This is a genomic window from Treponema saccharophilum DSM 2985, assembly GCF_000255555.1.
Lineage (GTDB): Bacteria > Spirochaetota > Spirochaetia > Treponematales > Treponemataceae > Treponema_D > Treponema_D saccharophilum.
Genome location: NZ_AGRW01000036.1, coordinates 1 through 15,033 on the forward strand (window position 1 = coordinate 1; position 15,033 = coordinate 15,033).

Consider the following 15,033-nt stretch of genomic DNA (forward strand, 5'->3'; position numbering starts at 1 on the left):
ACAACAGAAAGGAATTATCCAAAGTATGTCCGTAAAGGAATGTCTTGATAACTCTGTGATGGAAAACTGGTTCGGAATAATGAAGTCTGAACTGCTATATCCAAATAAATATTCAGATGCTGAGGTTTTCAAAAGGGATTTAATCGATTACATTGATTATTATAACAACAGACGGATTAAGTTAAAATTAAAAGGACTCAGCCCTGTTGAATACAGAACTAAGTCCTTTAAGTCCGTTAGTTAAAGTGTCCAATAATTGGGGTACACTTCACCACGGATGAGTTTTTTTTCCAAGGGACGGGGTGTATATGAGTCGGTTCCGCACTGATTGCGCGGGCGGCTTTTTTTTCAGAGGGATGGATGGGCTAATTCAGCAAGTAGCCTGCGCCTGCGTTTTCTTCTGCATTCGTCTTCACCTCATCCGCTGTTACGGCGGTGTAGGTGTAGACATTCAGAGAGCTGAACAAAGCGGAATCGGCTGCAGATATATTACTTGTCGAAGAAACCTTTTCTCCGGAGTTTCCGCTCGCATGGAGAACTGGAGTAGAATCTCCGGACGCTGCATTGAACGAGTATTTGCAGCCGGAGCCGAAATAGTTGTTCTCCGCATACACAATCGCGTTCTTTCTAGCATTGACGCAAGACTGTGAAGAATATGGAGAGCCTGACGTTGTGTAATAGTTGTTCAAAACATGAATCTTTGTGTTTCTGACCATAGGCAGGCGCTGACCGCAGTTCTCGAAATAGTTTCCTATCAAAGAGACAAAACGCTTCGTGTTGTCTCCGTCCGAATCAGAAGAGCCGATGAGCATTGTCTTGTCGTGGTTCTTGAAGTGGCAGTTTGAGACGGTTATGTTTGTGGAATCACCCTTCATGTCGCAGAGACCGTCGAAAATCTGCCACTTCTCTTTAGTCGTGTTTGTCGTTTTTTCAAGAGTTATCGTGTCTTCAAAAGTACAGTGGTCAATCCAAATGTTCGAGCTACTTCCCTGAATGCAGATGCCGTCCCACTGGGCGTTGTAGCCGTCACCTGATTCATGGTGCGGGAACGGGTCGCATGGGTCTTGAATCGTAAGATTGCGGATTATGATGTTCTTCTTTCCGCTAATCTGAATCGAACCGCCTCGGATTCCACAGTTCTCGTCCTTTCCGATGAGTGTCGTTCCGTCTTTTGAAATCGTAACTTTAATGAGGTTTCCGTATGCTGCATTCAACGTCCTCAAATCATCGTACAAAGAACTATTTGCAGAACTTGATTTTCCATCTTCTGTAGTTGTAGAACATGCCTTTGTGTATTTATCAACCCAGTCGGCATAGTCAGAATATGCTGAAACAGTCGAGTGCACGAAAGAATCCAGCGCAGTTGGAGCCGTCGACATTGAAGTACTTCCGCTTTCCCACAGTTTCCCCTCGCTCATGTCAATCATGCCGTCGATGATGATGACTCCGCCATTCGAAAGGGCAGAAAGAAGCTCCTCGCGGGTCGTTACGGTGGTTCCGCCGGAAGTTGAGTAGTCTGTGCTAAGGCTGGCGTATCCCACAGGCTTGTCCGTCAACGAAAGTTTCGGTGCCGTCGAGAACGTCACCGTCTTCTCGCCTTTCACGGAGACGGTTCCCCATGTGGCGGTCACGGTCACTTTTACGCTGTCTCCTTCCGACGCGCTGTCGCGCACGGACAGCTCAACGCTCTCCCCTTTCGTCGCGCTTAGCGACGCGCAGATGTCCGACGAAAGGCTCCATGAATATGAGATTTCAGGTTTTCCTGTTTTTTTCGGTGCTGCGGTCAACGTCGCGCTTTGACCAATGAGGACTTTCTCGTTTCCGCTTATCGACACACCCGTAAGGGAATCGATGTCACTGTCGCTTGAATTATCCGAAGCACATCCGGCAAACACGAGCGCCGAAATCAAAGCGGCTTTCAAAGCCGTCCGCAAAAAAATACCCATAAAACCCTCCGTTCTTATCAAAAAGGCAGCTTCGGGAACCGCGGACGGAATGCCCGCGTCCATGCGTCCCAAAAAGAATTCTGACATTTTATAGAAAACGCCCGCACTCTCCTTTACCCATTTCATCCAAGAATTTGAAAAAAAGCGACCAAACGCGGAATATGAAATTCATTCTCAAATTTATTGACATTTTCCGTTCATATCGGTAATTTGATAACAGTTATCAAATTTAGGAAAGAGGAAAAATTCCATGATAAAGGCGGCGTACAAGACAAGGCAGCAGGAACTTCTGCTGTCGTTCCTTTCCGAGAGGAAGGGGCATTTCACGGCGGAAGATGTCCGGAACCATTTTGCCGGGAAGGAGACGCCGCTCGGAATCGCGACGATATACCGCCAGCTCGAGCGGCTTGTCGCGGACGGGACGCTCGTAAAATACTACATCGACGAGCATTCCGCGGCATGTTTCGAGTACACGGGCGAGAAAAACGACGAAGAAAGCCGGATGCATTTCCACATAAAGTGCGAGAAATGCGGCGCGCTCATCCACCTCGACTGTTCCGAGCTAGACCATCTGCAGAGCCACCTGAAGGAGCACCACGGGATAACGCTCAACCCGCTGAGGACGGTTTTCTACGGGACATGCGGAAAATGCATGGAGAGCGAGGAATGACTATTTTTAATAGAAGAAACTTCACGATTTTTGCGGCTGCCGTCGCGCTCGCATCGGTTCTTTCGATTCTGTCGCTCGAAATCGTCCACGCGAAGCACGACTGCTCGGGCGCCGGGTGCGGAATCTGCCTCGCGCTCAAAACGGCGAGGGCTTCGCTCCGCACGATGTGCGCATCCTCGTCGGCGGCTCTCCTGATTGCGGCACGATTCCGTCATGAGGAAAAAACGCGCACGGCGGAAAAAAACGCGCAGACGCGAACGCTCATCACGGAAAAAATCAAGCTCTCCGACTGAAAACAATCCGCAAGCGGAACATTTTCAGAAAAACCACGCCCCTGTCCGGAAAACGCGCCGGCATGCAAAATACATGTTTCGGCTTCGCTCGACAAGGCATCATTTTTTTGGATGCCCCCGGCGCTTTTTGCCAGCATTTCAGCGGACGGGGTCAAAATCAAAACGGAGAAAAAAATGAAGAAATCTCAGAAAAAGAAGCCCGTCGTCCTTATCACAGGATACCTCGGGTCGGGAAAGACGACGCTCCTCAACAACCTCCTCAGGCAGGAGAAAAGGCAGGTCGCGCTCATAGTGAACGACATGGGAAGCATCAACGTCGATGCGGAAATCCTCAAGAAGCAAGGGGCGGCGGTCGCGCAGGCCGCGATGTACGAGCTTCAGAACGGCTGCATCTGCTGCACGCTCCGCGACGAGTTCATCGAGCAGATGGAGAAGATTTCGCAGGCGAACACGGCGCAGGCGGTTTTCGTGGAGGCGTCGGGTATAAGCGACCCGGGCGCGATTGCGGCGAGTTTCCTTGCGTACGAGGACGAGAACCCCGACACGAACGTATATTTAAGCTCGATAATAACCGTCGTCGATGCCGACAGGATTCACCGCGAATTCCTCACGAACCTCGAAAAATACAGGAGCGACAGGAGCGGCGAGACTGACGAGAACGGGCTCGGCGCACAGGACATCACGACGCTGATTGTCGACCAGATTGAATTCTGCAACAGGATTGTCCTCAACAAGTGCGACCTCCTCGACGAGGAGAAAATCGCGGCGGTCGAGAAGGTAATCCGCGACTTCCAGCCGAAAGCCCCGATAATGCGCGCGGTGAACGGAACCGTGGAGCCTGACGACATCCTCACCGACGAGCCGTTCGACTTCGAGCAGGTGGACTCGTCATCGGCAATCCAGAAGGCGATAAACAGCCTCAACGGGACAAAAGGCTGCACCGACGAATACGGAATCTCCTCGTTCGTCTTCGAGGAGCGACGCCCGTTCAACAGGGAGAAATTTATGTCGTTCATCCGCGAGCGATATCCGGAGCAGCTCATCCGCGCGAAGGGATACATCTGGTTCAGCGACGCGGACGCGGACGTGCAGCTTTTCGAGCAGGCGGGAAGGAATTCGTCGGTCACGGAAGTCTCGTATTGGATTGACGCGCTTTCCGACGAGCAGAAAAAAGCCGTCCTCGAGGAGAATCCCGACGTCAGGGAAAACTGGGACGCGGAATTCGGCGACAGGGAAAACCAGATTGTGTTCATCGGAAAGGGATACGACCACGAGGCGATACGGAGCGCGCTCCTCGGCTGCCTCGACGGGAAAGAAAGCGCATAAATCAGGACGAACGGAAACAAAATGGCTCTGTCAGATTTTTCGGCGGACACACGATTTCCGGTGCCATCCCGAACTTGATTCGGAATCTGCGCGCGCCAGCCAAGCTTTCTCACGAAAGCCGCTCAGCGTGGCAAAATCCAAATCAACCGTTTTTTCAGGCAGAGAGAACAAAATAAGGAAGGTCAAAAAAATGAGAATAAACAAGGCATTCATCGCGGCGCTCATGTCGCTCGCGGCAGCAGCGGTTCCGGCATCGGCAAAGACGAAGGTCGTGACGACCATCTTCCCGGAATACGACTGGGCACGGCAAATTATCGGCGACAAGGAAAAGGAGTCGGAGCTCACGCTCCTTCTGTCGAACGGCTCCGACCTGCACAGCTACCAGCCGTCCGCGAAGGACATCGCGAAAATCTCCGACGCGGACGTGTTCGTGTACGTCGGCGGCGAGAGCGACGGATGGGTCAAGAACGCGCTCAGGAACGTGCGCAACAAGAACATGCAGGTGGTGAACCTGCTCGACGTCCTCGGCGACAAGGTAAAGGCGGAGGAAATCGTCGACGGAATGGAGCATGAGCACGAGCACGAGGAGCACGAGCACAGCCACGGAAAGGAAGTCTCGACGTTCGACGACAAGGACGTCAAGGACCGCGCGCTTTCCGACTGGGCAGGCGAATGGAAGTCCCCGTACAAATACCTTCTCGAAGGAAAGCTCGACGAGGCATGGGAGGAGAAGGCGGAATCCGGGAAAATGAGCGCGGAAGAGTACAAGGAATACTACAAGACCGGATACAAGACGGACATCGACTCAGTTTCGATAAGCGGCGACACGATAAAATACGTATACGACAACGGGAAAACCGCAAGCGCGAAATACAAATACGTCGGGTTCTACGTGCAGAACTGGTCGTCTGGAACGAAAGCGGCGATGTACCGGTTCGAGAGCACAGACAAAAAATCACCGGCGCCCGCGTTCGTCGAATTCAACGACCACATGATTGAGAGCGCGAAGGCGGAGCATTTCCACATCCGGATGAGCGACGAGAGCTTCGACGCAATCGAGGACCCGGAAAAATACTGGCCGACGTTCTTTCCCGCGGACATGGACGCCGAGGAAATCTGCGACCATCTTGCGGGACACGAGCATCATCATCATCACGACGAGGAGATGGACGAGCACGTATGGCTCTCGCTCAAGAACGCGGAGATTTTCTGCTCGGCAATTGCGGACGCGCTCTGCAAGGCGGACCCGAAAAACGCGCCGTCGTACAAGTCGAACCTCGCCGCGTACGAGAAGAATCTTTCCGCGCTCGACAAGAAATTCGAGGACGCAGTAAAGGGCGCGAAGACGAAAACGATTCTCTTCGGCGACCGCTTCCCGTTCCGCTATCTTGTTGACGACTACGGGCTTTCATACTATGCGGCGTTCACCGGCTGCTCGGCGGAATCAGAGGCGAGCTTCAAGACCATCGCGTTCCTTGCGGGAAAAGTCGACGAGCTGAACCTCGGCAGCGTCTGCCAGATTGAGAGCGGAAACGGAAAAATCGCGAGAACGATAATAAAAACAAGCAAGAACAAGAACGCAAAAATCCTCACGCTCGACTCTATGCAGTCGACGACAAAAAAGCAGATAAATAAGGGCGCGACATACCTCGGCGCGATGGAGGAAAACCTCAAAGTGCTAAAGGAAGCGCTCGGGAAATAAGGAGCAGACAGAGCTGAAACAAGTCCATGCGCGCGGCGGGAAACTGCCGCGCGTTTTTTTTCATCCGAGTATGCCGAGCTTCACAAGCCCGTCGTATATGAGCTGGATTGAGAGCGCGGCAAGGATAAGCCCCATTATCTTCTCCAGGACGAACATTCCCGTCGTCCCGATTCTGCGCACGAGCATCGCGCCGAATTTCATGACGAAATACTGTATCGCAAGGCAGAACGCGAGGGCGGCGAGAAGCATTGCCGCGCGCACGAACGAGAACACCCCGTTCGCCATGGTGAAAATGACGGTCGTTATCATTCCGGGCCCCGCTATCATCGGAATCGCGAGCGGAAAAACTGCGAGCATCATCGAATCCTGTGGTTCCGTTCCGGAAGCAGGCGTCGAGCGGCTTCTCGGCTTGCTCTGAATCATCTCGTACGAAATCGTGAAGAAGAGGATTCCGCCGGAAATGTAGAACGCGCCGGGCGTTATCCCGAAGAACGAAAGAAGGAACCTGCCGAAAATACCGAAAACGATGAGGACGAACGCGGCGACGAGAATCGCCTTCCGCAAAATGCCCAGGCGCATTCTGTCGTCAAGCCCGCCGGTGACGGAGCAGAACGCGGGGATGTTGCCGAGAGGATCCATGATGATGATGAACGTCAGGCACATCCGCAAAAATTCATTTATGTAAGACATGGGCGCGATTGTATACGATTTTCATGAAACATTCCATTTTGCCCGCTTCGAAAGACGCATGGGGCGGGAAAATCAGTCGCGGGTCGCGGCGGAGGAGCCCGTCACGGGAATCTGCTCGCCGAGGTAGACGGGCTTCGCGCGGGAAACGACGTCGATGACGGCTTTCACGCGGGCGAGGCTTTCACGAATTTCCCATACGATTTTTGCGCGGCGCGGAAGCCGGTTCAGTTCGGGAGCGACATACGCGACGGCATCAAGCCCGAGGGCGCGCGCGATGAAAACGCACCGCGCGGCATGGAACGGCTGGGTGACGATTACGGCATCGCGTACGCAGAAAACGTCTCGCGCGCGGTACATCGTGTCGTACGTGGAAAATCCCGCATGGTCGAGGAAAACGTCGCCGTCGGAAATTCCGTGGACTTTTTTCATGTACGAGAGGGCGGAATTCACCTCGTCGTAATCCTTCCTCCCGTGGTCGCCGGAGACGATGATTTTCTCCGCCCTCCCCGCCTCCATAAGCGAGACGGCGCCCTCAATCCTGTCCCGGAAAACGAACGAGACCCTTCCGTTTCTCGCGCCCGCACCGGGAACGACGGCAGTGTACTTCGGCGGGACATCGGCGACGGAACGGAACACAAACGGGCGCGCCGAAAGGACGACGAACGCGTTCGCAGCCGCAACAAAAAGGAAAGCCGCCGCGCACGCGGAAAAAAACGCGGCGAAAAAAGTCCTTGCCCTCATAATTTTTCTCCCCAACAAAAAAAATCCCGCCACCCCCGAAGTGCATTTCATCGCCCCATCAGAGGAAACGGCGGGAATTCGTCTTCAAAAGCGGGGAAGAATCCCCGCTCTGATGGAATCGCCTTTTTTCAGGACGAAACCTACTTCTCAAGCCTGCCGTACATCACGTACCAGTAGCCGTACGGAGAATGCCACGTGTTCTTGAGGTTCGTCTTCTGCATCCAGATTTCGTTGTAGTACGCAATCGGAGCCATCGCAGAATCGTTCAGGAGCACCTGCTCCGCCTGATGGAGGTAGTCGTAGTGCTTGGCGACATCAGTCGTCGATTTCGCGAGGGAGACGAGGCTGTCGAATTCGGCAGAAGAATACTTTCCGTCGTTGTTTCCGTTGTTCGTCTCAAGAAGGTTTATCATGTTCGACGGGTCGTCCCAGTCATACACCCATCCGTTCCGCGCGGTGTCGAAGTTTCCGGAGCGGCGGTCCGCGGTGACAGTCTTCCATTCCTGGATGTTGACGTTCATCGTCAGCCCAAGCTCGCGCCACGCCGCCTGGAGGTATTCCGCGACAGCCTTATGGTAGAGAGCGTCGTTCGTGAGGTACTCGAACGTCGGGAATCCCTCTCCGTTCGGATATCCGGCCTCGGCGAGGAGCGCCTTCGCCTTCGCAAGGTCAGACGCGTAATCGTCGATGTTGAACTTGTCGCCGTACTTCTGCCTCGTCACGTCCTCGAAAGAGGAGCCGGGCGTCGCGTCGGAGATTCCGGGTCCGACGAAGTTCTTCGCGGGCGCGTATGTCGACTGCATGATTGTCGTCGCGACGTGCTTGCGGTCGATTGCGAGGGAGAGCGCCTGGCGAACGCGCGGATCGTCGAACGGCTTCTTCTGCACGTTGAACGTGACGTAGTACGTTCCCATTATCGGCTCGACGAAGAATTCGGGGTTTCCGCGCAATGACGGAATCTCCTCTGTCGGAACGTCCTTTATGAGCTGGATTTCGTCCTGGTTGTAAGCGGTGAAAGAAGTGTTCGCGTCCTCGATGAGATGCCAGACAATCTTGTCGAACGTGATGTTCGCGGCGTCCCAATAGTAGGGGTTCTTCGAGAACACAATCTGCGCGCCGTCGGTGAATTCCGTCATGTAGTACGGTCCGTCCGTGACGTAGCTCTCGGGCTTGGTCGCCCAACCGTCTCCGGCAGCCTCGATTGTCTTCTTCTGCACGGGAACCAAAGTCGCGAACGCCGCAATCTTGTCGAAGTAGACGCAGGGGTTGACGAGCTTGATGACGAACGTCTGCGCGTCGGGGGCAGAAACGCCGAGCTTTTCGAGATCGCCCTTCGATGCTTCCTCGTAGCCGACGACGATGTTCATAAGGTCGTATCCGTACGGAGCCGCAGTCATCGGATCGACGACGCGCCTCCATGAGTAGACGAAATCCTCAGCCGTAAGCGGGCTTCCGTCAGACCACTTGAGCCCGTCGCGGAGATGGAACGTCCACGTAAGGCCGTCCTCGGACTGCTCCCATTTGTCGGCGAGGGCAGCGACGATGTTGTTGTCGCGGTCGAACTTAAGAAGCCCCTCGAACGCATGGATAATCATATTCGCGCCGTCAACCGCGCTGTTGAGCGCGGGGTCGATTGTCTCGGGTGACGGCCCAACCTGAATATGCAGGACGGACTCGTTCGAAGCCGCCTGCTCCTTCTTCTCGTTGCAGGAGAAAAGAACTCCAGACAACGCCAACGCAGAAACCAACAATGCCAGTTTCTTCATAATTATGAAAACTCCCCGGGAATGCAGAAGCATCCCCTGAAAAAGAATACCGAATCGGAACGCGCGCCCTAGTTGAGCTTGTCGAGATGGTGGCAGGCAGCCCAATGGCCGCTCGCCACTTCCTTGAACGCGGGCTTCTGCTCGGCGCATTGCGCGTCGGCATACGGGCACCTCGTCCTGAACGGGCATCCAGACGGCGGGTTCACGGGAGACGGAACGTCACCCTCAAGGATTATGCGCTTGTTCGCGCGGGCAGTTTTTGGGTCGGCGATTGGAACGGCGGAGATAAGCGAGCGCGTGTACGGATGGAGCGAGTGGAATATAAGCTCGTCGGCATCCGCCATCTCAACCATATGCCCGAGGTACATGACGCCAATCCTGCTCGATATGTGGTTGACGACGGAAAGGTCGTGCGCGATGAACAGATAGGTCAAATCGCGCTCCTTCTGCAAATCCTCGAACATGTTCACGACCTGCGCCTGAATCGAGACGTCGAGCGCGGACACCGGCTCGTCGCAGACAATGAATTTCGGGTTGACGGCAAGAGCGCGCGCGATTCCGATTCTCTGACGCTGGCCGCCCGAGAATTCGTGCGGGTAGCGGTTCGCGTGCTCGCTGTTCAGCCCCACCGTCGAAAGGAGCGAGATAATCTTCTCGCGCCGCTCCGCCTTGCTCGAATAGAGCTTGTGTATGTCGAGCGCCTCCCCGACGATGTCGCCGACGGTCATTCTCGGGTCGAGCGATGCGTACGGATCCTGGAACACAATCTGCATCTTCCTGCGGTACGGCCGCATGTCGGCGCGTATTCCCTTCTCGCTGTCGAAAATGACCTCGCCGTCATACGTTATCTTTCCGGCAGTCGGCTCCGTAAGGCGGAGAATCGAGCGTCCGGTCGTCGTCTTTCCGCATCCAGACTCGCCGACAAGACCGAACGTCTCGCCCTTCTTGATGAAGAAACTCACGTCATCGACGGCATGGACAACTTTCTTGCTTCCCGCCACGGGAAAATATTGCTTCAAATGCTCAATTTCGAGCAGGTTCTCGCTCATTGTTTCTCTCCTGCTGCATGCAAAACAAAAATGCAAAAGCAGCCTTTTGTACCTTTTTTATCGAATAATCAGTAGGCATGTCCGACAAATCCGCCGGTGCGCCCGGAACCGCAAAAGAAACTGAATCCCGGGCAGCGATTTTCGAGACGACATTCCCGAGCTGTCTTATTTTTCGGGATTTCCCGCCTCCACTTTCGCGTCCGCGCTTCCGAGCATAGCCGCCTTCTGCTCAAGCCAGCACCTGCCGTAGTGAACGTTCTCCCCGACGGCAGCACCGCCGAGAGACTCGTACTCGTTGCGCACGGGCGGGCGTTCAAGACAGATTTTCATGCAGTTCGCGCAGCGGGGCGCGAAGCAGCATCCCTTCGGGCGGTTGAGCAAATCGACGGGCTGCCCCTCAATCGGGACGAGCTTCGAATAATCCTTCTCGTGGAATTTCGGTATCGAGCGGAGAAGACCGCGCGTGTATTCGTGCTGGGGGTTGTAGAAAATATCGTCGGTCGTCCCGTACTCGACAATCTCGCCGGCATACATTACGGCGATGTGGTCGCACATGCTCGCGACGACACCGAGGTCGTGCGTAATCATGATGATTCCCATCCCGAGCTTCCGCTTCAGCTCCTGCATCAGCTCAAGAATCTGCGCCTGAATCGTAACGTCGAGCGCCGTCGTCGGCTCGTCGGCGATGAGAAGTTTCGGCTCGCACGCAAGGGCAATAGCAATCATCACGCGCTGCCTCATTCCGCCGGAAAGCTCGTGCGGGTACTGCTTGAGGCGCTTGTCCGGCTCGTTTATGCCGACGAGGGTGAGCAGCTCCCGGGCGCGGTCGGTCGCCTCGGCCCCCTTCTTGTCGGTGTGGAGCTTTATCGCCTCCTCAATCTGGTTTCCGATTGTCCAGACGGGGTTCAGGCTCGTCATCGGGTCCTGGAAGATGATGCTCACTTCCTTCCCGCGGATATGGCGGAGCTCCTTCTCGCTCATTTTGTCGATGCGGTGACCATTGAACGTGACCGTCCCGTCCATTATTCTTCCGTTCTCCGCCGTCAGCCCCATAATCGAATAGGCGGTCACGGATTTTCCGCTGCCGGACTCGCCGACTATGCCGAGCACCTCGCCCTCGCGCATGTGGAGGGTGACGTCGTTCAGCGCGCGAACCTCCCCCGCAGGAGTGAAGAAGGAAAGCTTCTCGTGCTGTATGTCAACCAGATAGTTTTTGTTTTCGTCTGCCATATGTTAATCCTATACGTTTTTTCTCGCCGCGAACGCGCGGCATCCGTCAGCTCTTGAGCTTCGGGTCGAACGCGTCGCGGAGACCGTCCCCGAGAAGGTTGAAGCTCAGGATGATGATGAAGATGAGGAAAGCCGGCGCAAAAAGCTTCTCCGGGAACGTGAGGAACCCGTTGAGAGCAGCCGACGCGAGAGAGCCGAGCGACGGCATCGGCGCCTGGACGCCAAGCCCGAGGAACGAGAGGAACGACTCCGTGAAAATCGACGACGGAATCTGGAGCGTCGTCGTGACGATGAGCGTTCCGATGCAGTTCGTGATGAGGTGCTTTCCGATTATGCGCCTCTTCCGCGCGCCGAGCGCCTTTGCCGCGGTGACGTACTCGTTCTGCTTGAGAATCATAATCTGCGAGCGGACGATTCGCGCCATGCCGACCCAATAAAGGAGCGCGAACACGATGAACATCGAGACCATGTTCGGGCCGAGAAGCTGAATCCAGCCGAAACCGGGCAGCGCGCCCAAAGAGCGGAGCGGGAATTTCAGCGTCTGCGCGAGCAGGATGATTATGAGGACATCGGGAACCGTATAGATGATGTCGACGATTCTCATCATCACCAAATCGATGATGCCGCCGAAATAGCCGGCAACCGCGCCGTAGAGCGAGCCAATCATGAGGATGAGTATCGACGCGACGATGCCGACCATGAGCGAGACCCGCCCGCCGACCATGACGCGGATAGCGTAGTCGCGCCCGTTCTGGTCGGTGCCGAGAAGATGCGGGAAGACGGACTCGCCCGCCTCAATCGCGGCAATCTCGGTCTTCGAATACTCCATCGGGCCGAGGCGCTCGCTTCCCTTGACCTGCTGCTCATACTTGTAGGGATAGAACATCGGCACGAAAAAGCAGAGCACGACGATGAAAAGCACGATCGCAAGCGCGGACATCGCAATCTTGTTCTTGCGGAACCTTCGTATCCCGTCCTTCCAGAAGCTGACGGACTCGCGCATGACGACGAGAGATTCCTTCTCCTCCGCCGAAGCCGGAACGAAATCGCTGACGTCCAGCTGGAGGCTCAGAATGTTCTTTTTGTTTTCCATAATTTTTGAGGCTCCTTACTTCAACTTGATTCTCGGGTCAACGACGGCATACGCGACATCGACGACGACGTTCATGAAAATGACGAAAACCGCGAGGAATATCGTCGTCCCCATTATCATCGGGTAGTCGCGGGACGTTATCGCGCCGACGAATTCGGAGCCGAGCCCCGGAATGTTGAAAATCTTTTCGATTATGAAACTGCCCGTCATGAGGGAAGCGAGAAGCGGGCCAAGGTATGTCACGACAGGAAGGATGGCGTTTCTGAGCGCGTGCTTGAAAATCGATTTGAAAGTGCTGACGCCCTTCGCGCGGGCCGTCCTCATGTAATCCTGCCCCATAACGTCGAGCATGGAGCTTCGCATGAGGCGCGCTATGTAGAACGTCGGGTAGAGCGCGAGCGCGACGACGGGCATTATGTAGCTCTGCGGATTGTTGAGCCCCAGCGACGGAAGCAGCTTGAGCTTCGTCGAAAAAACGTACATAAGAAGCGTCGAAGAAAGGAAGCTCGGGATTGCGATTCCGGCAGTCGAAAGGACGACGAGCGCGTTGTCTATCGCCTTACCGCGCTTGAACGCAGCAACCGCCCCCAGCGGAACGCCGACGAAAACCGCGAACACCATCGCAAGGCCGCCGAGGCGCGCGCTGACGGGGAATTTCGTGGAGATTATCTCGGAAACGGTGCGGCCGCGCTTCTTTAGCGACAGCCCAAGGTCCCCTTTCGCCAATCCCGTCATGTAGGTAATGTACTGTTTGCCAAGCGGCTTGTCCAAACCGTACTTTGCCTCCATAGCCGCCTGAGCTTGCGGCGTAACTGCTTTTTCCGAGAGGAACGGACCTCCGGGAACCATGTTCATGATAAAGAACGTGAGCGTTGCAACGAGATACGCCGTCACAATGGCGGTCAGCACCCGTTTCACTACATATTTTAGCATATGCTGTACCTCAAAAAAAAACGCGACAATCTGCTGTCGCGTCCTTGCTTTTTCGTTCTGAAATTATCTGTTTTATAACAAAATGTCAATATGTTTAATACAATAGACCTTCCCGCTCCGGACGGAAAAGCAAAGATTTTCTGATTTTTGGGAAATGCTGTGGTAGACTTATTCCTGCTTTACAAAAAACCGGCGCGCGGAACGGATTTCCGGCAGGCGTATGCTTTTTTATTAAGGAGGATTTTCCATGGATATTTCGGATTCGGTCAAGTATGTCGGCGTGGATGACAACTCAATAGACCTTTTCGAGGGGCAGTTCGAGGTTCCGCTCGGGATGTCGTACAACTCGTACGTCGTCATAGACGAGAAGACGGCGGTGATGGACAGCGTCGATGCGAATTTCGGGGAGGAATGGCTTTCGAAAGTGGAGTCGGCGCTTGGCGGAAGAAAAGCCGACTACCTTGTCGTCCAGCACATGGAGATGGACCACTCGTCGAACGTGCTCGCGTTCGCGGAAAAATACCCCGATGCAAAAATCGTCGCGTCGAAAGTCGCGTTCACGATGATGAAGAACATGTTCGGGACGGATTTTCCCGGACGGCAGATAGTCGCCGCGGAAGGCTCAGAGCTCAAGCTCGGAAAAAAGACGCTCGCATTCATAGCGGCGCCGAACGTCCACTGGCCGGAAGTCGTGATGACCGCGATAAAGGAGGACGGAATCCTGTTCAGCGCGGACGCGTTCGGGAAATTCGGCGCATACGGAGCCGAGGAGCCTGAAGGATGGTCATGCGAGGCGCGGCGGTACTACTTCGGCATCGTCGGAAAATTCGGCGCGAACGTCCAGTCCGTCATGGAAAAAATAAAGCCGCTCGGAATCGGCACGATTTGCCCGCTCCACGGCCCAGTCCTCACGGGGAACGATGCCGTGGAAGCCGTGCGGCTCTACGGGATATGGTCCAGCTACGAGGCGGAGAGCGACGGCGTTGCGGTTTTCTACACGTCCGTCTACGGGCACACGAAAAAAGCGGCCGAAAGCCTCGCGGAAAAGCTCCGCGCGCGCGGATGCCCGAAAGTCGCGCTGAACGACCTTGCGAGGGAGGACCCGTTCGAATGCGTCGAGGACGCCTTCCGGTACGGCAAGCTCGTCCTCGCATCGACGACATACAACGGAGGCGTGTTCCCCGCGATGAGGGAATTCATCGAGCGGCTGTGCGAGCGCGGGTTCAGGAACAGGACAATCGCATTTGTCGAGAACGGGAGCTGGGCGCCCGCAGCCGCGCGGACGATGGCCTCCCTCCTCGAAGGATGCAAGGACATCACGATAATCGGGGAGAAAGCGACGATAAAGATTTCCCCGACTGCGGAAACGGACTCGATGCTCGACGCAATCGCCGACGCGATGACGAAATGACGCGGCGCCCCCGCGGAGCGGACGACTCCCGGGGGCGATTCCACCCCGCAAGCTGCATTCGGAAGCGTCTTTTTTTTTCATTTTTCCGCCCATTTTGAGGCATTGTTTAAAATTATATTCATAAAAGGCTCACAAATTTCTGCGTTTTAGTGATATAATCATCAATCGTATTTCAACCTTTCA

14 protein-coding genes are annotated in these 15,033 nt (G+C 55.0%); 6 read left to right on the forward strand and 8 right to left on the reverse strand.

Annotated features, from left to right (window positions below):
• Positions 1–244, forward strand: a 244-nt coding sequence (locus TRESADRAFT_RS02885) for an IS3 family transposase (protein WP_040842195.1), incomplete at its 5' end; no start/stop codon positions are given.
• Positions 245–365: 121 nt separating this feature from the next.
• Here the strand turns inward: TRESADRAFT_RS02885 and TRESADRAFT_RS14890 are convergent.
• Entirely contained in the window at positions 366–1,946 is a 1,581-nt protein-coding gene (locus TRESADRAFT_RS14890) for a pectate lyase family protein (RefSeq protein ID WP_002702673.1), read from the reverse strand.
• Positions 1,947–2,196: 250 nt separating this feature from the next.
• Here TRESADRAFT_RS14890 and TRESADRAFT_RS02895 point away from each other — a divergent pair, with 250 nt between their 5' ends.
• The 4 genes from TRESADRAFT_RS02895 to TRESADRAFT_RS02910 all read left to right on the forward strand — a co-directional run bounded on the left by TRESADRAFT_RS02895 (position 2,197) and on the right by TRESADRAFT_RS02910 (position 5,937).
• Entirely contained in the window at positions 2,197–2,616 is a 420-nt protein-coding gene (locus TRESADRAFT_RS02895) for a Fur family transcriptional regulator (RefSeq protein ID WP_002702675.1), read from the forward strand.
• Entirely contained in the window at positions 2,613–2,909 is a 297-nt protein-coding gene (locus TRESADRAFT_RS02900; protein WP_002702677.1) for a hypothetical protein, read from the forward strand. Before TRESADRAFT_RS02895 ends, TRESADRAFT_RS02900 begins: the two co-directional genes overlap by 4 nt.
• 174 nt (positions 2,910–3,083) lie before the next feature.
• Positions 3,084–4,235, forward strand: a complete 1,152-nt coding sequence (locus TRESADRAFT_RS02905; RefSeq protein WP_002702679.1) for a CobW family GTP-binding protein — start codon at positions 3,084–3,086, stop codon at positions 4,233–4,235.
• 190 nt (positions 4,236–4,425) lie between these two features.
• Complete coding sequence (locus TRESADRAFT_RS02910) at positions 4,426–5,937, forward strand: metal ABC transporter solute-binding protein, Zn/Mn family (protein ID WP_002702681.1); 1,512 nt, start codon at positions 4,426–4,428, stop codon at positions 5,935–5,937.
• 60 nt (positions 5,938–5,997) lie between these two features.
• Here the strand turns inward: TRESADRAFT_RS02910 and TRESADRAFT_RS02915 are convergent, their stop codons facing one another.
• The 7 genes from TRESADRAFT_RS02915 to TRESADRAFT_RS02945 form a co-directional block, all read right to left on the reverse strand.
• Positions 5,998–6,627, reverse strand: coding sequence for a MarC family protein (locus tag TRESADRAFT_RS02915; RefSeq protein WP_002702683.1), 630 nt, complete (start codon positions 6,625–6,627; stop codon positions 5,998–6,000).
• A gap of 72 nt (positions 6,628–6,699) precedes the next feature.
• Positions 6,700–7,368 (reverse strand): SanA/YdcF family protein, encoded by a 669-nt coding sequence (locus TRESADRAFT_RS02920; RefSeq protein WP_002702685.1) that lies wholly within the window; start codon positions 7,366–7,368, stop codon positions 6,700–6,702.
• A gap of 140 nt (positions 7,369–7,508) precedes the next feature.
• Positions 7,509–9,134, reverse strand: coding sequence for a peptide ABC transporter substrate-binding protein (locus tag TRESADRAFT_RS02925; protein ID WP_002702687.1), 1,626 nt, complete (start codon positions 9,132–9,134; stop codon positions 7,509–7,511).
• A gap of 68 nt (positions 9,135–9,202) precedes the next feature.
• The gene (locus TRESADRAFT_RS02930; RefSeq protein ID WP_002702689.1) at positions 9,203–10,183 is read right to left on the reverse strand and encodes an ABC transporter ATP-binding protein; all 981 of its coding nucleotides are present in this window, start codon (positions 10,181–10,183) and stop codon (positions 9,203–9,205) included.
• Between the two features lie 165 nt (positions 10,184–10,348).
• Positions 10,349–11,413 (reverse strand): ABC transporter ATP-binding protein, encoded by a 1,065-nt coding sequence (locus TRESADRAFT_RS02935; protein WP_002702691.1) that lies wholly within the window; start codon positions 11,411–11,413, stop codon positions 10,349–10,351.
• A gap of 46 nt (positions 11,414–11,459) precedes the next feature.
• On the reverse strand, positions 11,460–12,506 hold the full coding sequence (locus TRESADRAFT_RS02940) for an ABC transporter permease (RefSeq protein WP_002702694.1): 1,047 nt from the start codon (positions 12,504–12,506) through the stop codon (positions 11,460–11,462).
• A gap of 15 nt (positions 12,507–12,521) precedes the next feature.
• Positions 12,522–13,439, reverse strand: coding sequence for an ABC transporter permease (locus TRESADRAFT_RS02945; RefSeq protein ID WP_002702696.1), 918 nt, complete (start codon positions 13,437–13,439; stop codon positions 12,522–12,524).
• Positions 13,440–13,686: 247 nt separating this feature from the next.
• Here TRESADRAFT_RS02945 and TRESADRAFT_RS02950 point away from each other — a divergent pair, with 247 nt between their 5' ends.
• Positions 13,687–14,850, forward strand: coding sequence for an FprA family A-type flavoprotein (locus TRESADRAFT_RS02950; protein WP_002702698.1), 1,164 nt, complete (start codon positions 13,687–13,689; stop codon positions 14,848–14,850).
• The last annotated feature ends 183 nt before the right edge of the window (positions 14,851–15,033 follow it).